16 protein-coding genes and 2 pseudogenes are annotated in these 20,428 nt (G+C 63.9%); 12 read left to right on the plus strand and 6 right to left on the minus strand.

Annotated features, from left to right (window positions below; genetic code table 11):
* Window positions 1–16: 16 nt before the first annotated feature.
* Both P6U29_RS14770 and P6U29_RS14775 read left to right on the plus strand, forming a co-directional pair.
* Window positions 17–2,368 carry a bifunctional salicylyl-CoA 5-hydroxylase/oxidoreductase gene (locus P6U29_RS14770; protein ID WP_407118254.1) on the plus strand — a complete coding sequence of 784 codons (2,352 nt, stop codon included), beginning with the start codon at window positions 17–19 and terminating at the stop codon, window positions 2,366–2,368.
* Window positions 2,369–2,419: 51 nt separating this feature from the next.
* Window positions 2,420–3,670: a flavin-dependent oxidoreductase gene (locus P6U29_RS14775; RefSeq protein ID WP_407118255.1), complete on the plus strand. Its 1,251-nt coding sequence runs from the start codon at window positions 2,420–2,422 to the stop codon at window positions 3,668–3,670.
* A 9-nt stretch (window positions 3,671–3,679) separates the two neighbouring features.
* Here the strand turns inward: P6U29_RS14775 and P6U29_RS14780 are convergent, their stop codons facing one another.
* Together P6U29_RS14780 and P6U29_RS14785 are read right to left on the minus strand one after the other, a co-directional pair.
* Window positions 3,680–4,135, minus strand: a complete 456-nt coding sequence (locus tag P6U29_RS14780; RefSeq protein WP_407118256.1) for a cupin domain-containing protein — start codon at window positions 4,133–4,135, stop codon at window positions 3,680–3,682.
* A gap of 29 nt (window positions 4,136–4,164) precedes the next feature.
* A complete protein-coding gene (locus tag P6U29_RS14785; RefSeq protein WP_407118257.1) occupies window positions 4,165–5,340 on the minus strand; it encodes an ABC transporter substrate-binding protein in 1,176 nt (391 codons plus the stop codon).
* Between the two features lie 277 nt (window positions 5,341–5,617).
* Between P6U29_RS14785 and P6U29_RS14790 the strand changes: the two genes are divergently transcribed.
* The 3 genes from P6U29_RS14790 to P6U29_RS14800 all read left to right on the plus strand — a co-directional run bounded on the left by P6U29_RS14790 (window position 5,618) and on the right by P6U29_RS14800 (window position 8,430).
* On the plus strand, window positions 5,618–6,109 hold the full coding sequence (locus P6U29_RS14790; protein WP_122406549.1) for a MarR family winged helix-turn-helix transcriptional regulator: 492 nt from the start codon (window positions 5,618–5,620) through the stop codon (window positions 6,107–6,109).
* A 149-nt stretch (window positions 6,110–6,258) separates the two neighbouring features.
* Window positions 6,259–7,950, plus strand: coding sequence for a benzoate-CoA ligase family protein (locus P6U29_RS14795; protein WP_407118258.1), 1,692 nt, complete (start codon window positions 6,259–6,261; stop codon window positions 7,948–7,950).
* 21 nt (window positions 7,951–7,971) lie between these two features.
* Entirely contained in the window at window positions 7,972–8,430 is a 459-nt protein-coding gene (locus tag P6U29_RS14800) for a RidA family protein (protein ID WP_407119329.1), read from the plus strand.
* A 165-nt stretch (window positions 8,431–8,595) separates the two neighbouring features.
* On the opposite strand, the gene P6U29_RS14805 is transcribed toward P6U29_RS14800, so the two are convergent.
* Genes P6U29_RS14805 through P6U29_RS14815 form a run of 3 tightly spaced genes read right to left on the minus strand, consistent with a single transcriptional unit; the run spans window position 8,596 to window position 12,127 of the window.
* On the minus strand, window positions 8,596–9,570 hold the full coding sequence (locus tag P6U29_RS14805) for a CHAD domain-containing protein (RefSeq protein ID WP_407118259.1): 975 nt from the start codon (window positions 9,568–9,570) through the stop codon (window positions 8,596–8,598).
* A gap of 11 nt (window positions 9,571–9,581) precedes the next feature.
* Window positions 9,582–11,120 carry an AAA family ATPase gene (locus P6U29_RS14810; RefSeq protein ID WP_407119330.1) on the minus strand — a complete coding sequence of 513 codons (1,539 nt, stop codon included), beginning with the start codon at window positions 11,118–11,120 and terminating at the stop codon, window positions 9,582–9,584.
* Window positions 11,121–11,143: 23 nt separating this feature from the next.
* Window positions 11,144–12,127, minus strand: coding sequence for a zinc-dependent alcohol dehydrogenase family protein (locus P6U29_RS14815; protein WP_407118260.1), 984 nt, complete (start codon window positions 12,125–12,127; stop codon window positions 11,144–11,146).
* Window positions 12,128–12,239: 112 nt separating this feature from the next.
* Between P6U29_RS14815 and P6U29_RS14820 the strand changes: the two are divergent.
* The 4 genes and pseudogenes from P6U29_RS14820 to P6U29_RS14835 all read left to right on the plus strand — a co-directional run.
* Window positions 12,240–12,500 (plus strand): annotated as a pseudogene (locus P6U29_RS14820) (universal stress protein); the annotation flags it as partial.
* A gap of 63 nt (window positions 12,501–12,563) precedes the next feature.
* Entirely contained in the window at window positions 12,564–15,257 is a 2,694-nt protein-coding gene (locus P6U29_RS14825) for a GNAT family N-acetyltransferase (protein WP_407118261.1), read from the plus strand.
* 71 nt (window positions 15,258–15,328) lie between these two features.
* Window positions 15,329–15,455, plus strand: a pseudogene (locus P6U29_RS14830) (helix-turn-helix domain-containing protein); the annotation flags it as partial.
* A 277-nt stretch (window positions 15,456–15,732) separates the two neighbouring features.
* The gene (locus P6U29_RS14835; protein ID WP_407118262.1) at window positions 15,733–16,461 is read left to right on the plus strand and encodes a Crp/Fnr family transcriptional regulator; all 729 of its coding nucleotides are present in this window, start codon (window positions 15,733–15,735) and stop codon (window positions 16,459–16,461) included.
* A 4-nt stretch (window positions 16,462–16,465) separates the two neighbouring features.
* Here P6U29_RS14835 and P6U29_RS14840 read toward each other — a convergent pair whose 3' ends face one another.
* Window positions 16,466–17,248, minus strand: coding sequence for a cyclase family protein (locus P6U29_RS14840; RefSeq protein WP_407118263.1), 783 nt, complete (start codon window positions 17,246–17,248; stop codon window positions 16,466–16,468).
* 292 nt (window positions 17,249–17,540) lie between these two features.
* Between P6U29_RS14840 and P6U29_RS14845 the strand changes: the two genes are divergently transcribed.
* From P6U29_RS14845 to P6U29_RS14855, 3 genes are all read left to right on the plus strand, one after another.
* A complete protein-coding gene (locus P6U29_RS14845; protein WP_407118264.1) occupies window positions 17,541–18,512 on the plus strand; it encodes a TRAP transporter substrate-binding protein in 972 nt (323 codons plus the stop codon).
* Between the two features lie 65 nt (window positions 18,513–18,577).
* Window positions 18,578–19,129, plus strand: coding sequence for a TRAP transporter small permease (locus P6U29_RS14850; protein WP_407118265.1), 552 nt, complete (start codon window positions 18,578–18,580; stop codon window positions 19,127–19,129).
* Entirely contained in the window at window positions 19,120–20,412 is a 1,293-nt protein-coding gene (locus P6U29_RS14855) for a TRAP transporter large permease (protein WP_407118266.1), read from the plus strand. Before P6U29_RS14850 ends, P6U29_RS14855 begins: the two co-directional genes overlap by 10 nt.
* The last annotated feature ends 16 nt before the right edge of the window (window positions 20,413–20,428 follow it).

Genomic DNA, 20,428 nt, shown 5'->3' on the forward strand with positions numbered 1-20,428 from the left:
AATTGGCGAGGCTCCCATGAAAGTCGCGATCATCGGTGGCGGACCTGCGGGTCTTTATGCGGCGATCCTGCTGAAGAAGCAGCGGCCAACCGCCGACATCACCGTATATGAGCGCAACCGCGCCGATGACACCTTCGGTTTCGGCGTGGTGTTCTCGGATGCGACGCTCGACAATTTCGAGAAGCACGATCTTCCGAGCTATCGCCGCATCACCCAGGAATTCGCCTATTGGGACGACATCGCCGTGCATTTCCGCGGCACGGTGCACCGGGTCGGCGGCAACGGCTTTTGCGGCTGCTCGCGACGCAAGCTGCTTTTGATCCTTCAGGAGCGCGCGAGAGAGCTTGGCGTCGCGCTGCAGTTCGAGGTGGACATCGACGATGAATCCCGCTTCGCCGATGCCGATCTCATCCTCATCGCTGACGGCATCAACAGCCGTTTCCGCGAGAAATACGTCGATTATTTCCAGCCGGAGGTCGACGTCCGCTCCAACAAGTTCGCCTGGATGGGATCGACCAGGCCGCTCGATGCCTTCACCTTCATCTTCCAGGAAACCGAGTGGGGCCCGTTCATTGCACATGCCTATCAGTATGAGGCTGGGCATTCGACCTGGATCTTCGAGACCGACCCTGAAACGTTCGAGCGGGCGGGGCTGACAGGGCTAGACGAGGCTCAGTCTGCCGCGCGGATGGCAGACATCTTCGGCTGGTTCCTTAATGGGCACAAGCTGCTGACGAACCGCTCGATGTGGCGCAACTTCCCCATGATCCGCAGCAAGCGCTGGGTCAAGGACAACATGGTCCTGCTCGGCGACGCCAAGGCGAGCGCGCATTTCTCCATCGGTTCCGGCACCAAGCTCGCGATGGAGGACGCGATCGCGCTGGCCGAAGCCATGGAGAAGGCGCCCAGCATCGAGGCGGCGCTGCAGGTCTATGAGAACGGCCGCCGCGAGGAGGTCGAGAAGACGCAGCATGCCGCCGACGTCTCGCTGGTGTGGTTCGAGCATGTCGACCGCTTCTGGGATTTTGACCCGGTGCAGTTCGCCTTCGGCGTCATGACGCGCTCGAAGGCAATAACCTATGACAATCTAAAGCTCCGCGCGCCGGATTTCGTGGCGGAGGTCGACAAGTCGTTTGCCAGGCAGGTGCGCAGCAGCGGCTTCGACGTCGACACCGATCGGCCGATGGTGCCGCTGTTCCAGCCGTTCCGCTTGCGAGAGATGAAGCTTGCCAATCGCGCGGTGATGTCGCCGATGTGCATGTATTCGGCAAAGGACGGTATGCCGACAGACTTCCACCTCGTGCATTACGGCTCGCGCGCGATCGGCGGTGCAGGGCTGATCTTCACCGAGATGACCTGTGTCAGCCGCGATGCCCGGATCACGCCCGGCTGCGCCGGCCTGTGGAACGACGAGCAAGAAGCCGCGTGGCGGCGCATCGTGGATTTTGTCCACGCCAATTCAGCCGCGAAAATCTGCCTGCAACTGGGTCACGCCGGCCGCAAGGGCGCAACCAGGTTGATGTGGGACGGCATGGACCGCCCATTGGAGCAGGGCGGTTGGGAAGTTTTCTCGGCATCACCGCTACCTTATTTCCCCGACAGCCAGGTGCCGCGCGAGCTCGATCGGGCCGGCATGAATGCGGTGAGAGACGCTTTCGTCGCGGCGGCCGAGCGCGGCGAGCGCTGCGGCTTCGACATGCTCGAATTGCACTGCGCCCACGGCTATCTTCTCGCAAGCTTCATCTCGCCGCTGACCAATACCCGTACGGACGAGTATGGCGGCTCGCTCGAAAACCGGCTGCGCTTCCCGCGCGAGGTCTTCGAGGCACTTCGTGCGGTGTGGCCCTCGCACAAGCCGATGTCGGTGCGCATCTCCGCAACCGACTGGGCTGACGGCGGCATCACCGGCGACGACGCCGTCGCCGTCGCGCGCGTTTTCGCCGAGGCGGGTGTCGATCTCGTCGACGTCTCGACCGGTCAGACCGTGCGCGATGCGCAGCCGGTGTACGGGCGCATGTTCCAGACGCCCTTCTCCGACCAGGTCCGCAACGAGGCGCGCGTGGCCACCATGTGCGTCGGCAACATCACCACGGCGGACCAGGCCAACACGATTTTGGCCGCTGGCCGGGCCGATCTCGTCGCACTCGGCCGTCCGCATCTGGTCGATCCCTTCTTCACCATGAAGGCGGCGGCCTGGTACGGGGCAAACGACGCCTTCTGCCCCCCGCAATATCTGCCCGGCAAGGATCAGATTTTCCGCAACAGCGTGCGCGACCGGCAGGACCTCGAGGAGCTGAGAATTAAGGCTAAGCCCAAGACCCGGGCCGAGCTCAAAGCGGAGGCGACAAAGCCGCTTGCGGCGGAGTGACCGCCCGTGCGACGTTAACCCATTGCCTGTGTTTCGAGTGGAGTTAGGGCGATGAAGGCGATTATCGTCGGTGGCGGTATCGGTGGCCTCACCACGGCATTGATGTTCCGCTCGCGCGGCCTGGATTGCGAAATCTACGAGCAGGCCGACACCATTCGCGAGCTCGGCGTCGGCATCAACACGCTGCCGCATGCCATGCGGGAGCTGGCCGGGCTCGGCCTATTGCAGAAGCTCGACGAAGTCGCGATCCGCACCGATCAGCTCTATTATCTCAACCGCCATGGCCAGGAGGTCTGGCGCGAAGCCCGAGGCATCGACGCCGGCCACGACGTGCCGCAATTCTCGATCCACCGCGGCCGCCTTCAGGGCGTCATCCATCGCGCGGTCGAGGAGCGGCTCGGGGCGGATGCAATTCACACCGGCTGCCGGCTTGGTGCCTTCACGCAGGACGAGGGCGGCGTCACGGCCTACTTCTTCGATCGCGCCGGCGCGCACGTCCACACCGCGCGTGGCGATATCCTGATCGGCGCCGACGGCATCCATTCGCGTGTCCGCGAGACGCTGTTCCCGAACGAAGGGCCGCCGTGCTGGAATGGGCTGATGCTGTGGCGCGGCGCCCGTGACTGGCCGCTGTTCCTGACCGGCAAGTCGATGATCGTGGCCGGCGGTCTCAATGCCAAGGTGGTGATCTACCCGATCGCGGAAGGTTCGAGCCCAGCAAGCCGGCTGACCAATTGGGCGGTGCTGGTGAAGGTCGGCGAGGGCAATGCCCCGCCACCGCGCAAGGAGGACTGGTCACGGCCGGGCCGCCGCGAGGAGCTGATGCCGCATGTCGCGCGCTTCTCGGTTCCCTATATCGACGTGAAGAGCCTGATCTCGGCAACGCCCGAATTCTACGAATATCCAACCTGCGATCGCGATCCCTTGCCCTATTGGTCATCGGGCAGAGTCACGCTGCTCGGCGACGCCGCGCATCCCATGTATCCGGTCGGATCGAACGGCGCCTCGCAGGCGATCCTCGATGCGCGCTGCCTTGCGGACGCTCTGGTGCTCGCCGAGCATCCGCGTCAGGCATTGCTCGAGTACGAGAAGAAGCGCCTGCCGATGACGGCCGAGATCGTCCGCTCCAATCGGCGCGGCGGCCCCGAGGGCGTCATCGACGCGGTCGAGCAGCTCGCGCCCGACGGCTTCGACAATGTCGACAACGTCCTGAGCTATTCCCAGCGCGAGGCGATTGTGCGGGGCTATGCGACAAAGGCCGGTTTCGCCGCGGTGCCGGGACTTGCGGCGGTGCGCGCCTGACGCGCGCTGCTAGCCGCCGGGCGGCGGCGGCAGGAAGTGGATGTTGAACTCGGCGGCCATCGCCACGACGTCCTCGGGCTTCTGCTCCTTCATGTTGTGAAGGCCCCAGAACAGGTCGAACAGCCTGCGGCTCGGCGAGACCCAGAACAGCACCTTGGCGGTCTGCTCCGACTTGTTGAAGATGCCGTGCGGCACGCCCATGCCGAGGCGGATCAGGTCACCCGCGGTTGCCTGCGCTTCCGAATTGCCAAGCACGAAATCGAGCTTGCCCTCCAGCATGTAGAGATATTCATCCTGATCGGGATGGATGTGCGGCGGCACGAACGTGCCCGGCGGCAGCGTCGCATGCCAGGAGAAACTGTTCTCGGCGTAGCTCTTCGGCACATAGGTCTGGCCGAGGATGTTCCAGGAAATGCCCTGGATGCCCTCATTGGCCCGGGTGATGCCGGTGATTTCGCTGTTCATGCTGTCCTCTCTTAACGCGACGCGCGGACTCAGTTCGCCGCCTTGCAGTCCTTGGCATAGCGGTCGCCATAATTCTCAAAGACCTTCTGCACGATCTCGGTCTGGAACTTGCCGTCCGGGCGCTTGGCAACCTTTGTCAGATAGAAATCCTGGATCGGGTAGCCGTTAATGTTGAACTTGAAAGTGCCGCGCACCGATGTGAAGTCCGCCTTCTTCAGCGCGGCCTTCACGGCGTCCTTGTTGGAGAGATCGCCCTTGACCGCCTTGACCGCGCTGTCGATCAGCATGGCGGCATCATACGCTTGAGCGGCGTAGGTGCCCGGAACGCTGTTGTAGGCGGCCTCATAAGCTGCGACAAATTTCTTGCTCTGGGGATTGTCGAGATTGGGTGCCCAATTGGCACCACCGAACATGCCGACGGCGGCGTCCTGTTGCGCAGGCAGGGTCGATTCATCCACCGTGAAGGCTGAGAGCACCGGAATGGTGTCGGCGAGCCCGGCCTGCCGGTACTGCTTGACGAGATTGACGCCGAGGCCGCCCGGCATGAACGTGAACAGTGCATCGGGCTTTTGCGACGAGATCTTGGACAGCTCCGGCTGGAAGTCCAGCGTGTTCAGCGGCATGTAGGATTCCTCGACGATCTCGCCTTTGTAGTCGAGCTTAAAGCCCGCCACCGAATCCTTGCCGGCCTGATAGTTCGGCACCATCAGGTACATGCGTTTGTAGCCGCGATCCTGCGCTACCTTGCCGAGGATCTCGTGCACCTGATCGTTCTGATACGACGTCACATAGAAGAACGGGTTGCAGTCCTTGCCGGCGAAGGTCGACGGCCCGGCATTGGGGCTGATCAGGAAGGTTTTCGATTCCGTGATGGGCCGATGGATCGCCTGAAGGATGTTGGAGAAGATCGGGCCGACCACGAAGTCGACCTTCTCGCGCTCCAAAAGGCCTTTGACCTTGGTCACCGCTGCATCCGGCTTGAGCTCGTCGTCGACGACAACGACTTCGACGTCGCGGCCGCCCATTTTGCTGCCGAGATCCTTCACTGCGAGCATAAAGCCGTCGCGCACCTGCTGGCCCAGCGCTGCGGCGGGCCCAGACAGGGTCACGATCACACCCAGCTTGATTTTTTCCTGGGCGAGGGCAGGGCTCATCGCGGTGCCGAGCAGCATGGCGGCTGCGGCCAAGGTCATTTTCGTCTTCATGATCTGTCCCCTCGTGACGAACGGCTTGTGCTGCAAGCCACGTACTTCATTCCTAGCTTATGCTGATGATGGCAGCCGCGGCAAGCCGAGCACGAGGCGCCAAGTCGTGCCGGCAGCGGCGCATGCAAGCGGCGCGCCAATTATTTGAAGCCTAAAGAAATCGGCATCCGGTCGATTGCTGCAGCTTTGGACTTGCGGCCGGCTTCAATTTATTTGAAGCTCAAAATGTTGGGGAGTCCGTGCCGGCGCCAATGCCTGCCGTCAATGACTGCATCAGATGCTTGATTCCGAGACCAAGGCCGTCGAAACACCGGAGGACCACGCCGAAGAGCTTCGGCTGTGGCTGCGGCTCTTGACCTGCACGACCCTGATAGAGGGCGAGGTCCGCGGCCGGCTGCGGCAGCGGTTCGATGTCACGCTGCCGCGTTTCGACCTGATGGCGCAGCTCGACAAGGCGCCTGACGGCATGACGCTGTCCGACGTCTCCAAGCGCATGATGGTCTCCAACGGGAACGTCACTGGTCTGGTCGAGCGTCTGGTGGAATCAGGCCATCTCGACCGGCGCACCTCGGAGACGGACCGCCGCGTCCAGGTGATCCGCCTCACAAAGCTCGGGCGTGCCGAGTTTCGCAGGATGGCCGCGGAACACGAGACCTGGATCGCCGATCTCTTCGCCGACCTCTCGCCGAAGGACGTACGCGAATTGATGCGCCTCTTGGCCAAGACCAAGGCTTCGGCGCAGAAATCCGCCGCCCGGCGCCGGCCATAAACAGGCCGGCCGAGCAGGCCGCCAATTCCCTTTGCCACAGGAAAAAGCACGGCATGCCCAAAATCCGCTATTGCACCAAATTGTTTTAAGCCTAAAATGTTTTCCAAGATCGTGCTGCCGGGTGCAATCCATGCTGAAAGGAGCGTGCGATGGCCAACGCCGCCAAGATTCGAGTGTCGGGTCCGTGTGACGGCAATGCCGCGACGGCCCATGTCGATACGTTCGCGCGGCAGCATCTGCCGCCGCGCGAACTCTGGCCCGAATTCATTTTCTCGCGGCCGGAGCTGCGCTATCCCCAGCGACTGAACTGCGTCAGCTATTTCCTCGATCACTGGGTCGAGCAGGGCCAGGGCGATGCACCTTGCGTCATCAGCCCAGACGTCAGCTACACCTATCGCGAGCTGCAGGCGCTGGTGAACCGCATCGCCAACGTGCTGGTCGGCAAGCTTGGTCTCGTCCCCGGCGGCCGCGTGTTGTTGCGCTCTGCCAACAACCCCATGATGGTTGCGACCTATCTCGCGGTGATCAAGGCCGGCGGCATCGTCGTGGCGACGATGCCACTGCTCCGCGCCAAGGAGCTGTCCTATCCGATCCAGAAAGCGGCGATCACGCTGGCGCTGTGCGACGGAAAGCTCTCCGAGGAGATGGAGAAGGCGAAGGCCGCAGCGCCCGGTCTCGAGCGCATCGTCTATTGGGGCAATGGCACTTCCGATTCGCTCGAAGCGTTGATCGCGGATGCGAGCCCGGAGTTCAGGGTCCTCGATACGGCCGCCGATGACATCTGCCTGATCGCCTTCACCTCGGGCACGACAGGCGATCCCAAGGGCACCATGCATTTTCATCGCGACATGCTCGCGGTGTGCGACGGCTATGCACGCAACATCTTGCGGGCCGAGCAGAAGGATCGCTTCGTCGGCTCGGCGCCGCTCGCGTTCACCTTCGGTTTCGGCGGCGTGCTGTTCCCGATGCATATCGGCGCCTCCTTCGTGGTGCTGGAGAAGACCACGCCGGACGACATTCTGAATGCGATCGAGCAGTACAGGATCACGGTCTGCTTCACGGCGCCGACCGCCTACCGGGCCATGCTCGGCAAGCTCGCAGGCCGCGACATCTCCTCGCTTCGCAAATGCGTCTCCGCCGGCGAGACGCTACCCAAGCCGACATTCGAAGCCTGGCTGAAGGCCACCGGCATCAAGCTGATGGACGGCATCGGTTCGACCGAACTGCTGCACATTTTCATCAGTGCGACCGAGGACGAGATCCGTCCCGGCGCCACCGGAAAGCCTGTGCCGGGCTATGAGGCTAAGATCGTCGATGACGAGGGCCGCGACGTGCCGCCCGGGACGATGGGCCGTCTCGCCGTGCGTGGGCCGACCGGCTGCCGCTATCTCGCCGACGAGCGGCAGCGGAAGTACGTCCAGAACGGTTGGAACATCACCGGCGACACCTATCTGATGGATAGCGACGGCTATTTCTGGTACCAGTCGCGCTCCGACGACATGATCGTATCGGCCGGATACAACATCGCGGGCACGGATGTCGAAGCGGCGCTGCTCACGCATCCGGCGGTCGCCGAATGCGGTGTGGTCGGCGCCCCGGACGAGGCGCGCGGCATGATCGTGAAGGCCTATGTCGTTGCCGCGCCCGGCGTAACGCCTGACGCTCAGCTCGTGGCCGAGTTGCAGGAGCATGTCAAACGCGAGATCGCGCCGTACAAATATCCGCGCGCCGTCGAATTCGTGACGCAATTGCCGAAGACCGAGACCGGCAAGCTGAAACGCTTTGCCCTGCGGCAGCTGGCGCAAGCTGCAGCGACGTCCTCAGGTGTCGCAGCGGAATGAGAGAAGGATAGCGAATTGTCTGTGACGACGCCGAAAGGCCCGCAACTCGCGGTGCTGCCGACCGCAACTGAGGATGGAACGCGCATCAAGGCGCAGATCCTCCAGCCGTCAGGCTGGCCGGTGCCGAAGGGGTATGCCAACGGCATGGCTGCCGAGGGGCGCATCGTCGTCACCGGCGGGGTGATCGGCTGGGACGCCGAAGAGCGTCTCGCCGACGGCTTCGTCGCGCAGGTGCGCCAGACCCTGACCAACATCGCTGCGATCCTGGCCGAGGCCGGTGCCCGGCCCGAGCACCTCGTGCGCCTGACCTGGTACGTCGTCGATATGGACGAGTACCTGGCTCATCTGAAGGAGCTGGGCAGGGTCTACCGCGACGTCTTCGGAGCGCACTATCCTGCGATGGCGCTGGTTCAGGTCGTTCGCCTCGTGGAGAAGGCGGCGCGCGTCGAGATCGAAGCCACCGCCGTCATTCCTCGCTGAGCTCTGCCGCGATCGGCTCGCCTTGATCAGCTCGCCTTGGTTAGCTCGCCTTGGCGAGCTCATCGTCCTCGGGCGAGTTCAGATAGACGCCAGACATGGTGTCGACCCAGCAAAGATGGTCGTGCACCGTCTTCACGCACGTTCTCCGCCGCGGCGATACCCGGCTTAATCCTCGGGCTCCGAACTCGGCGCGAGGTCCGAGGAGCGGAACGGCTTGGCCTTGTCCAGTTTCCGGTAGGCCACTGACGCCGTTCGCAACAGCTTCTTTTCCCGCTTGCGATTGAGGAAGCGATGGCCGGCATCGAGGCCGCCACCGTTCAATGACGCTGCCAGCGCTTGTCCTCGTGCATCGTCGTTCAATTGCCCGAGCGACCGTTGCGCCTTGCGCAATTGCTTGAGGATGGACTTCTGCTTCGTCGCCGCCCCGTCGGCGAACAGATCCGCAAGCGACTCGACCGAATAGGTCAGCCGCTTGTTGAGGAGCCGCAGCTTGTGACGTTTCTCGACATCGAGGCTCTTCAGTTTCCGGGCCTTCTTGAGCAGCGTCGTTTCCCACTCGGTCAGCCGCTCCGTCGCGTGGTCGGCGAGCGTGCGGCGGCGCAATCGAATGGCTTCCTTGCTGCGCCGGGTCGACCAGGGGCCGCTATCGATCCACATCGAGGTTTGCTCGACCAGGCGGCGGTAACGCGCGGATTGCAGCGCGCGCGCCAGCAGCCGGTGGCTCTCGGCCCGTTTCTCGTCCCAGTGCTGAAGCTCGGCGATCACGGCAAGCTCGTCACCGCTCTCGGCGACGACCCGCTCGATGGCCACGTCGAGGTCCCGCACCATGCCGAGCTGGTCGTTCAGCCATTTCAGTTCGGCCCAGACATTCGGCCGCAGGGCATCGTCGACCATCGGCGAGAAGAAGCGGATGGCAGTTCGCAAATGCGTCAGTGCGATGCGGATCTGGTGCAGCGCGTCGGGATCGCCGCGGCAGGTGCCGTCGTGCTGAGCGAGCACGGCGTCGAGGTGACGGCGGGCGATAATCCGGAACGCCGTATCGCAGGCCATGCCAGGACTGAGGCGGGCGGGCAGGGTATTGCGCCGCGCCGCCGGCTTGGCATGCGTGGTCGCCGTCGAGCTTGTGATGGGTCGCGACATCCTTGCCCGCATCAATCCGATTGCCCTATCTGCCCCACAGCGATCGCGTCCCGGCAGTTCTGGAGCGTCTGCTCTTGTGTCCCGGATGCATCGATGGTCGCCCAGTCGACATAACCGATATTATAGTGCTCTTGCAGCGCGGCAACCTCTTGCGTGGCATCCGATGCGTCTCCCCGGCGGCTTCCGATCCGCATCTGCCGGGTCGCGAGGTCTGCAACCAGGAACAGACCGTTCAGCGACACATTGCGCTCGCGCGCGAGCGCGGTGACCGCGTCGCGTTCGTCCTCGCGAGCGAATACGCCGTCGATGATCGCCGAATGCCCCTGCGCCAGCACCCGCCGGGCGTGCTGAGCCAGCGTGTCGTAGACGCGGGCCGTAACCTCCGGCGAATAGGCGGATGACGGCAGGCGGTGCGTGTCCTCGACCCCGAACATTTGCTTGCGGACGAGATCGCTGCGCAGCACGACGGCTCCCGGCTGCGGCGCGACGACCGGCGCGAGCGCGTGCGCCAGGACCGTCTTTCCGGTGCCGGACAGTCCGCCCACCGCAATCAGACGCGGAGCAGGAGGATGGATCAGCATCTGGGCGAGTTCAAAATACCGCTGCGCCTGGTCAACAATACCGGGAGTGTCGGAATGCGGCGGCTTTAGCCGTGCCAAGGCAACCTGGGCGCGGATCGCCGCCCGGATCGACATGAACAGCGGCAGGGCCGAGAGAGCGTCGAGATTGTCAGCCGACGTCGTGGCGAGATAGCGGTTCAGGACCATGTTCGCCGCGCTTGGCTGGTGGTGCTGCAACAGGTCCATCAGCGTGAATGCGAGATCGTAGAGCACGTCGATTGTTGCCATCTGCGCATCGAACTCGATCGCATCGAACAGCACGGGCTGATCATCGATCAGAACGATATTTGCGAGATGCAGATCGCCATGACAGCGGCGCACGAAGCCCCGGCGGGCGCGTTCTGCGAGCAGGGGACGAATTCGTGGAAATGCCGCGTGCGAGACCTTGCCGAGCTTTTCGATGTCTTCCGCGCTGAAATGTCCTCCGGCCCGCAGACCGTTGCTGTTGCCGTCGATCAGGGTAGGGATGGAGGAGACCCATGCATTTCGGTTGGCGCGCGTCGCCGCCGCGTGTGACGCCGCGATCGCGTCAGCAGCCGCCGAGGCGAGCTTCGTGTCCAGCGGGCCGGCCTTGGCCAGATGATCGAACGTCCTGTTTTCGTCGAAGCGCGTCATGTCGACCGCATACTCGATCGGCCGGCCGGCGCCGTCGACCTTCACCGATCCATCCGGCTCTTCCGTGATCGCCACGACGCCGTGATAGATCTGCGGCGCCAGCGGCCGGTTGATCCTGATCTCCTCCTCGCAGGCCGCCTTGCGCTTCTGGAGTGTCGAATAATCGAGGAACGGAAACCGGACAGCGCGCCTGATTTTCAGCGCGCGCTTTGCGTCCAGGAACACCGAGGCTGCATGCGTGTCGATCCGCGTCACGCCGGGACGGTCGGTCAGCATCTGGAAGATGCGCTCCTGGGTTGCCGTTTCATCTTTCAGCGGAGCGGGCATCCGAAGCACCATCAGGGCGTCAGCACGGCCGCGCCGAGGATCTGGCCGTTCCGCAGCATGCTCAGAACCTCGTTGGCCTGATCGAGCGGAAACGCCGTCGTCTCGGTTCGCACGCCGGCCTGCCGAGCGATCTTTAGAAAATCGAGGCCGTCCTGCCGGGTCAGATTGGCGACCGAGACCAGCTGCCGTTCCTGCCAGAGCAAGTCATACCGAAAACTTGGAATGTCGGTCATGTGGATGCCGGCGCATACGACGCGACCGCCTTTGCGGACGGCACGCAACGCGGCCGGGACGAGCTCGCCGGCCGGTGCGTAAATGATGGCGGCATCGAGCGGCTCGTCCGGCATTTGATCCGATGACCCGGCCCAGACCGCGCCGAGACGACGCGCAAGGTCTTGTGCAGTTGCGTCGCCGCGTCGCGTGAATGCATGGACGGATCGTCCCTGCCAAACCGCGACTTGCCCGACGATGTGGCCGGCCGCGCCAAAACCATAGAGGCCGAGCCTGTCGGCGGGGCCGGCCAGGACCAGCGAGCGCCAGCCGATCAGCCCTGCGCACAACAGAGGGGCAATCTCCACCTCGCTGCCGGCCTCGCCGAGCGGAAAAGCGTAGCGTGCGTCGGCGATGGTGTGTGTTGCGTAGCCGCCGTCGCGCGTGTAGCCGGTGAAAAGCGGGGCGTCACAGAGGTTTTCCATACCCTCCCGGCAGAAGCGACACTTTCCGCAGGTGAAGCCGAGCCAGGGAATGCCGACCCGGTCGCCAGGCGCATGCGTTGTCACATTCGGACCCACGAGATCGACCCGGCCGACGATCTCGTGGCCAGGCACGATCGGATAGCGAATATCGGGCAGCTCGGCATCGACGAGATGAAGATCGGTCCGGCATACGCCGCAGGCGTTGATCTTCACCCGGATCTGACCCTCGCCCGGCATCGGGTCAGGCCGCTCCTCCATCTGGAGCCGTGCTCGTCGGGCCGACAACACCATCGCACGCATGAGTCTCTCCGGGGCGAACCGCTCCGATTGAATTATTCATGGAATGACCGAGCGGCCAGTCCTTGGCGTCGGTCAACGCCTGTTCCCGGGCGACCGGACGGAGAGTTTCCTCCTGGCGGAGGACAAGACGGACGCGGTTGTGCAATCCGGAACGGCTCTCGTCGATCATTTGAGGGAAAACGGGGTCTATTCCTCCTTCGAAACGCGGCGGCAGCTCGATCGGCAAGGTGTTGGGAAGCTGGGCGAATTCCCATGCGTCGATGCCATCGTGATGGGCGCCTATCATCATTCGCGCCTGAACGAGATCGTAGGGGGCGGTGTGACAATGACCATCATTGGCCAGCCACCGTACTGGGTTATGGTCTCACACTAGGCTCGTTCGTCCGGCCTGATCGTCAACCATCGGAACCGCCGCTGACCCGGCGCATTTGCCTCCATGTCGATCTATCGCCTGAACAACCTGCTGTCGCCGCGCTCAGTTGCGCTCATCGGGGCGAGTGCGCGTCCGGCGTCCGTGGGACGCGCCGTCCTGGAGAACATTCGCAAGGCCGAATTCAAGGGGCGGTTTGGCCTCGTCAATCCGCGCCATGCCGAGATCGGCGGCGTCGCGGCGGTCAAGAGCCTGGACAGGTTGGACTTCGTGCCCGAGCTCGTGGTCATCACCGCGCCCGCGAGCGAGATTCCAGACATTGTCGATCAAGCCGGGCGTCGCGGGTCTGCGGGCGCGCTGATCGTCTCGGCCGGGTTCGGCCAGGGACCGGGATCGCTGCACGAAGCTACAAGCACTGCTGCCCGCAAGCACGGCATGCGGCTGATCGGGCCGAACTGCCTCGGCATCATGATGCCCGGCGTCAGCCTGAACGCCAGTTTCGCCGCGCACATGCCGGGAGCGGGCAACCTCGCGCTGATCTCGCAATCGGGCGCGATTGCCGCCGGCATGGTGGATTGGGCCGCGCAGCGCGGCGTCGGCTTCTCCGGTATCGTCTCGATCGGCGATCAGATCGACGTCGATATTGCCGATCTGCTCGACCATTTCGCGATGGATCACAAGACCCGCGCGATCCTGCTCTACATCGAGGCCATCAGGGACGCGCGCAAGTTCATGTCGGCGGCGCGCGCCGCCGCGCGCGTGAAGCCTGTCGTGGTGGTGAAGTCCGGCCGTATGGCGCAGGGTGCGAAGGCCGCTGCCACGCATACCGGTGCGCTTGCCGGCGCCGACGCCGTCTATGACGCGGCGTTCCGCCGCGCAGGTGTGCTGCGGGTGTCCGATCTGCGTGAGCTGTTCGATTGTGCCGAGACACTGGGCCGGGTCGAATCGCCGACGGGAAAGCGGCTCGCCATCCTGACCAACGGTGGCGGCATCGGCGTCCTCGCCGTCGATCGATTGGTCGAACTCGGCGGAGTTCCGGCAACCATCTCGGCCGAGGCGCGCAAGAAGCTCGACGCGGCGCTGCCGCCGACCTGGTCCGGTGCAAATCCCGTCGACATCGTGGGCGACGCCGATGCCTCGCGCTACGCTGCGGCGCTGAAGGAACTGCTGGCCGATCGCGACAACGACGCAGTCCTCGTCCTCAACGTGCAAACCGCGATCGCCTCGGCCGCCGAGATCGCGACGACCGTGACGGAGCTCGTCGGCAAATATCGCGAGCAGCACCGTCGATGGGCCAAGCCCATCTTGGCGGCCTGGGTTGGGGCTGATCAGCACATCATTCAGGCACTCTCCGGCGCCGGTGTGCCGAACTATCCGACCCAGGACGATGCCGTGCGTGGCTTCATGCATCTGGTCCGGCACCGCGAAGTGGTGGAGGAGCTGAGCCAGGTGCCTCCCGCGATGCCCGATACGTTCGTTCCGGACGCCCGGGGGGCGAGGCAGATCGTCACCGCCGCGATCGCGGACGGTCGTGAATGGCTCGAGCCTGTCGAGATCAAGCACCTGCTCGAAGCCTATGACGTCGCGATGGTGCCGACCCATGCGGCAACCGATGTCGAGCAGGCGGTGGCCTATGCGAAGGATATCTTCGCACAGGGCGGCACCGTCGTGCTGAAGATCATGTCGCGGGACATCGTCCACAAATCCGATGTCGGCGGCGTCGTGCTCAATCTGACGACCCCGGAGGCCGTGCGTGCGGCGGCTACGGACATTCTCGCGCGGGCGAGAAGGCAGCGGCCCGAGGCCCGCATCGGCGGCGTCATCGTCCAGGCGATGGTCGTCAAGGCGAAGGCGCGCGAGCTGATCCTGGGCCTCGCCGACGATCCGACCTTTGGCACGGTGGTCGTTTTCGGTCGCGGCGGGACAGCGGTGGAGATCATCAACGACAAGGCGCTTGCGCTGCCGCCGCTCGATCTGCAACTGGCCCGCGATCTGATCGACCGCACGCGCGTGTCGCGGCTGCTGAAGGCCTATCGTGATGTGCCTGCGGTCAAGCAGGACGCGGTCGCCATGGTGCTGGTCAAGCTGGCGCAGATGGCGGCCGATATTCCCGAGATCCGCGAATTCGACATCAACCCGCTGCTGGCGGACGAAACCGGTGTGACCGCGGTGGATGCCCGCGTCGCGGTCGGGCCGCCGCAACGGAAGTTCGCCGGCTCCGGCCCGGCCAATTTCGCCGTTCGCGCCTATCCGTCGCAATGGGAGCGGCACCTCAACCTCAAGGATGACTGGCGCATCTTCGTGCGGCCGATGCGGCCCGAGGACGAGCCGACCATTCACGAATTCCTGCGTCACGTCACGCCGCACGACCTTCGCCTGCGCTTCTTCGCACCGATGAAGGAGTTCACCCACGAGTTCATCGCACGCCTGACCCAGCTCGACTATGCACGCGCGATGGCCTTCATCGCATTCGACGAGGCCACCGGCGAAATGGTCGGCGTCGTGCGGCTCCATTCCGATTCGATCTATGAGAACGGCGAATACGCGATCCTGCTGCGGTCCGATCTCAAGGGCAGGGGGCTCGGCTGGACCCTCATGCAGCTGATCATCGACTACGCGCGGTCGGAAGGGTTGAAGATCATATCGGGCGACGTGCTCCAGGAGAACACCGTCATGCTCGACATGTGCGGGCAGCTCGGCTTCGAGGTCAAGCCGGATCCGGCCGAGCCTGATATTTGCGACGTCAGGCTCAAGCTATGAGCGCGTCAGCTAGGAGCGCGCCTCGGCCGGCGAGAAGGTTGCGACCTTGCTGCTCGGCTGACGTGAGCGGGCCGATGAGCCGCCAGGACATCGCCCATCGAAACCGTGAGTCGCACCTTCGCCAAGCTGGAGCGTGAGGGCGTGATCGAGATCATCCACGGCGGCATCAGTCTGGTCGATCCGGATTCTAAGCACTGAAGCTCCTCAGTCCTTAGTCCGCGTCCGGCGCGCCGACGACCGATGCTCGCCCAAGCGCGCTGGCCTTCGGCAGCGTCTCAACGCAATCTCGGCTTGCGCTGCCTGCAACTCTGCATCGACTGAGACGCATCGGCGCATCCTTCGGATGCGAACTTCCGACTTTACCGGCGATTTCGTGGCATTTGCCTCGAATCGCGCGGGTGCTTTCCGGTTGAAAAGCCTGATAACGTTGACTACGCAGGAACCCAGTGCCTCGTAGTCTTAGGAGCCCCGCGGCGTGCCTCAGGACAAGACCGGCGACCCCCGACAGTCGGCGGGCAACAAACTATCGGTCCTACGCAAGCACCCGATCTTCGCGGATCTGGAGCCGGATGCGCTCGATCAGCTCTGCCGCTATGCCAAGCACACCACGGTCAAGCGCGGCGCAACGATCGCCGCCAAGGGCGATCCCGGTACCAGTCTGTTCGCGGTGATCGCGGGGACAGTCAAGATTTCCTCTTCGTCGCCCGACGGACGGAACGCCATCCTCAATCTGATCGGTCCCGGGGAAATCTTTGGCGAGATCGCCGTGCTCGACGGCGCTCCCAGATCGGCGGATGCGACCGCCAACACCAATTGCGAGCTCTACGTCATCGATCGCCGGGACTTCCTGCCCTTCGTCAAGAGCCAGCCGGCGCTGGCGATGAAATTCATCGAGCTGCTGTGCGCGCGTCTGCGCTGGACCAGTCAGCAGGTCGAGCAGGTGATCCTCCAAAATCTGCCGGGCCGGCTTGCAAGTGCGCTGCTGGGTCTCACCGAAGAGCGCAAGCTCGATTCCGGCAGCGGCACGCTCGCCATCACGCAGCAGGAGATCAGCGAGATGGTCGGGATGACGCGCGAGAGCATCAACAAGCAATTGCGTGCCTGGGCCGGCCGCAACTGGGTCCGCCTCGAGCACGGCGCCATCGTCGTGCTGGATACCGACGCGCTGCGCGAGCTCGCCGAGAGCGGCCTCGACGGCGAGTGACGCCTCAGACCTCGTTGTCGATGATGGCGACCGCGCGGGTCCAGCCCGCGGAGGCGCGCTCGATTTTCACCGGGAAGCACGAAATCGTGAATCCGGTCGAAGGCAGCTGGTCGAGATTGTGCAGCTTCTCGAGATGGCAATAGCCGATATGCCGTCCCGCCTTGTGGCCCTCCCAGATCAGGCCGGCATTTTTTGTTTCGGCATATTTCTTCGCGGTGTAGACGAACGGCGCATCCCAGCTCCAGCCGTCGGTGCCGGTCAGCCGCGCGCCGCGCTCGAGCAGATACATGGTGGCTTCATAGCCCATGCCGCAGCCGGAATTGACGTAGTCGGCCTTGCCGAATTTTGCGCCGGCGCTGGTGTTGACGACGACGATCTCCAGCGGCGACAGCCTGTGCCCGATGCGCTTCAGCTCCTTCTCGACATCCTCGGCACTCGCCACGTAGCCGTCGGGCAGATGCCGAAAGTCGAGCTTCACGCCGGGCTGAAAGCACCATTCCAGCGGTACCTCGTCGATCGTCCACGACCGCTCGCCGCGGTTCATGGTCGGATGGAAGTGCCAGGGCGCATCGAGATGGGTGCCGTTGTGGGTGGATAGCGAGACCTGCTCGACGGCCCAGCCCTGGCCGTCCGGAAGGTCTTCCGCCTTGAGGCCCTCGAAGAACTGCAGCATGCGCGGCAGGCCCTGCTGGTGATCGATATACTGGATCGTCGGGTGATTGCCGGGCGGATCGGCGGTCACGTCGTTTGTGAGCGGCACCGAGATATCGATCAGCTTCCGCGGCATGGGCATTCCCTCAAGATGATCCGGAGTTTCCGGCATCTTGAGGGGCCGCCTTGGTAGCGTCAATTCACGTGCCGGCGACGCCAACCCGGCCCGTGGTCTCCATAATTGCGCCAGATCGATCGATGCAACTCTAGCATCGATCGATGCCGCATTTAGCTTGGACAGAGAATGCCGGCCGCCCTAGGGACGACTTGGTGCTTGACTTCACACCTGAAGTGGAGCGACCCAAGGCGGCCAGCAGCCGCCCCGACAACGATATAATCAGTCCAATCAACCCAGGAGGAAAGCCCAGATGAAGACGCTCACCGGTATCATCACAGCCGTTGCACTGGCGGTCTCAGCGCCCCTGGCGACCGCACGCGATTTCCGCTCCGCCGACGTGCATCCTGCCGATTACCCGACCGTCGAGGCCGTCAAGTTCATGGGCAAGCAGCTCGCAGCGGCGAGCGGCGGCAAGCTCGGCGTGAAGGTGTTTCCCAACGGGGCCCTGGGCTCAGAGAAGGACACCATCGAGCAGCTTAAGATCGGCGCGCTCGACATGATGCGCATCAACTCATCGCCGCTCAACAACTTCGTGCCGGAAACCATCGCCCTCTGCCTGCCCTTCGTCTTCCGAGATACGCAGCACATGCGCACCGTCCTCGATGGGCCGATCGGCGATGAGATCCTGGCCGCGATGGAGCCTGCCGGCCTTGTCGGCCTTGCCTATTACGACAGCGGCGCGCGCTCGATCTACACCGTCAAGGCACCGGTCAAGTCGCTCGCCGACCTCAAAGGCCTGAAGATCCGCGTCCAGCAGTCCGACCTGTGGGTCGGCATGATCCAGAGCCTCGGGGCCAACCCGACGCCGATGCCCTATGGCGAGGTCTATACCGCGCTCAAGACTGGCCTCGTCGACGCGGCCGAGAACAACTGGCCCTCCTATGAGTCCTCGCGTCATTTTGAGGCGGCCAAGTTCTACAACGTCACCGAGCACTCGCTGGCGCCCGAAGTCCTCGTCATGTCGAAGAAGGTCTGGGACACGCTGAGCAAGGAGGATCAGGCGATGATCCGCAAGGCGGCCAAGGAATCGGTGCCGGTCATGCGCAAGCTCTGGGACGAGCGTGAGCAGGCCTCCCGCAAGACCGTCGAGGCAGCCGGCGTTCAGGTCGTGACCATCGCCAACAAGCAGGAATTCGTCGATGCGATGAAGCCGGTGTACCAGAAGTTCGCCGGCGACGAGAAGCTGCAGAGCCTCGTCAAGCGCATCCAGGACACGAAGTAGACACGGCGGGGACCGGGTCCGGCGTCGCTGCGAGGCGTCACCGGGCCCTCACAAGGAGGCGCGGGATGACAGACCCACACGTCGCAGATCACGAGCAGGAGGCGGTCACCGGACGCCCGTCCACCGGCCTGCTGTCGCGGATCAATGCACCCATCGCGCGCGTGGGCATGTATCTGTCGGTGACCGGCCTGCTCGTCATCGTCACCATCGTGTTCTACCAGGTGTTCGGACGGTACGTGCTCAACTCCAGCCCGACCTGGACCGAGAATCTTGCCCTGGTCCTCATTCTGTACGTCACGCTGATCGGCGCCGCCGTCGGCGTGCGCGATGCGGGACACATCGGCATGGACAGCCTGCTGGTCATGCTTCCGGATCATGTGCGCGAGAAGATCGAGATCGTGATCCACGTCCTGGTGGCCGTGTTCGGCATTGCGATGGCCTATAACGGCTGGATCCTCGGGGCATCGGTCGGCACCGTGAAGATTCCCAATCTCGGCCTTCCCGAGGTGATCCGCTACGTGCCGCTGATCGCCTCCGGCATCCTGATCGTTTCGTTTTCAATCGAGCACATCATTGCTCTCCTGCGCGGCGAAGAGGTCGTCCCCTCATGGAACTGATCATCCTCGGCGCCACCTTCTTCGGCTTTCTCGTCCTCGGCGTCCCCGTCGCCTTCGCGATCGGCCTGTCGGCGATCTGCACCATCCTCTACGAAGGCCTGCCGGTCGCCGTCATCTTCCAGCAGATGATGTCGGGGATGAACATCTTCTCCTTCCTCGCCATTCCGTTCTTCGTCTTCAGCGGTGAGCTGATGCTGCACGGCGGCGTCGCCGACAAGATCGTGCAGCTCGCCAAGAACCTCGTCGGGCACATCCGCGGCGGCCTCGGCATGTCGAACGTGGTCGCCTGCACGCTGTTCGGCGGCGTCTCGGGTTCGCCCGTGGCCGACGTGTCGGCGATGGGCGCGGTGATGATCCCGATGATGAAAAAGGAAGGGTTCGACACCGACTACGCCGTCAACGTCACCACCCATGCCTCGCTGGTCGGGGCCTTGATGCCGACCAGCCACAACATGATCATCTATGCGCTGGCTGCCGGCGGCAAGGTCTCGATCGGCGCGCTGATCGCCGCGGGGCTCCTGCCGGCACTGGTGCTCATGGTTTGCATGCTGGTCGCCGCCTACGCGGTCGCGGTGAAGCGCGGCTATCCCGCCGGCAAATTCCCGGGCTGGGCTGAGGTTTTCCGCTCGTTCGCGGCCGCGCTGCCGGGCCTGCTGATCGTCGGCATCATCCTGGCCGGCATCCTGTCCGGCGTCTTCACGGCAACGGAATCCGCAGCGGTCGCGGTCACCTACACGATCCTGCTGACCTTCTTCATCTACCGCACCATGACCTTGCAGAACTTCCTGCGGGCCGCGGCCAAGGCGGTGAAGACGACGGGTGTGGTGCTGCTCCTGATCGGCGTCTCCACCATGTTCCAGTACCTGATGGGTCTCTACGAGGTGGCCGATTTCGCTGGCGACCTCATGAGCAAGGTCTCGACGCAACCCTGGATGATCTTCCTGCTCATCAACATCATCCTGTTCGTGCTCGGCACGTTCATGGACATGGCGGCGACCATCCTGATCTGCACCCCCATCTTCCTGCCGATCGCGATGAAGGCGGGCATGGATCCGGTGCAGTTCGGCATGCTGATGCTGATCAACTGCGCCCTGGGGCTCAACACCCCGCCGGTCGGAACGACGCAATTCGTGGGCTGCGCCATCGGCGGCATCTCGGTGGGCGCGGTGATGCGCACCATCCTGCCGTTCTATGCTGCGCTGATCGCAGCACTGATGTTCGTGACCTACGTCCCTGCATTCTCGCTGTGGCTGCCGCGCCTCTTGATGGGCTACAAGGGTTAGCAGCATCAGGGAGAAG

Source organism: Bradyrhizobium sp. LMG 9283, from assembly GCF_045571415.1.
Lineage (GTDB): Bacteria > Pseudomonadota > Alphaproteobacteria > Rhizobiales > Xanthobacteraceae > Bradyrhizobium.

What these genes read in the sequence shown, in the direction of transcription:
- P6U29_RS14770 (WP_407118254.1), top strand. Translation starts at nt 17, where the DNA reads ATGAAAGTCGCGATCATCGGTGGCGGACCTGCGGGTCTTTATGCGGCG.
- P6U29_RS14775 (WP_407118255.1), top strand. Translation starts at nt 2,420, where the DNA reads ATGAAGGCGATTATCGTCGGTGGCGGTATCGGTGGCCTCACCACGGCA.
- P6U29_RS14780 (WP_407118256.1), bottom strand. Translation starts at nt 4,135, where the DNA reads ATGAACAGCGAAATCACCGGCATCACCCGGGCCAATGAGGGCATCCAG.
- P6U29_RS14785 (WP_407118257.1), bottom strand. Translation starts at nt 5,340, where the DNA reads ATGAAGACGAAAATGACCTTGGCCGCAGCCGCCATGCTGCTCGGCACC.
- P6U29_RS14790 (WP_122406549.1), top strand. Translation starts at nt 5,618, where the DNA reads ATGCTTGATTCCGAGACCAAGGCCGTCGAAACACCGGAGGACCACGCC.
- P6U29_RS14795 (WP_407118258.1), top strand. Translation starts at nt 6,259, where the DNA reads ATGGCCAACGCCGCCAAGATTCGAGTGTCGGGTCCGTGTGACGGCAAT.
- P6U29_RS14805 (WP_407118259.1), bottom strand. Translation starts at nt 9,570, where the DNA reads ATGTCGCGACCCATCACAAGCTCGACGGCGACCACGCATGCCAAGCCG.
- P6U29_RS14815 (WP_407118260.1), bottom strand. Translation starts at nt 12,127, where the DNA reads ATGCGTGCGATGGTGTTGTCGGCCCGACGAGCACGGCTCCAGATGGAG.
- P6U29_RS14825 (WP_407118261.1), top strand. Translation starts at nt 12,564, where the DNA reads ATGTCGATCTATCGCCTGAACAACCTGCTGTCGCCGCGCTCAGTTGCG.
- P6U29_RS14840 (WP_407118263.1), bottom strand. Translation starts at nt 17,248, where the DNA reads ATGCCGCGGAAGCTGATCGATATCTCGGTGCCGCTCACAAACGACGTG.
- P6U29_RS14845 (WP_407118264.1), top strand. Translation starts at nt 17,541, where the DNA reads ATGAAGACGCTCACCGGTATCATCACAGCCGTTGCACTGGCGGTCTCA.
- P6U29_RS14850 (WP_407118265.1), top strand. Translation starts at nt 18,578, where the DNA reads ATGACAGACCCACACGTCGCAGATCACGAGCAGGAGGCGGTCACCGGA.
- P6U29_RS14855 (WP_407118266.1), top strand. Translation starts at nt 19,120, where the DNA reads ATGGAACTGATCATCCTCGGCGCCACCTTCTTCGGCTTTCTCGTCCTC.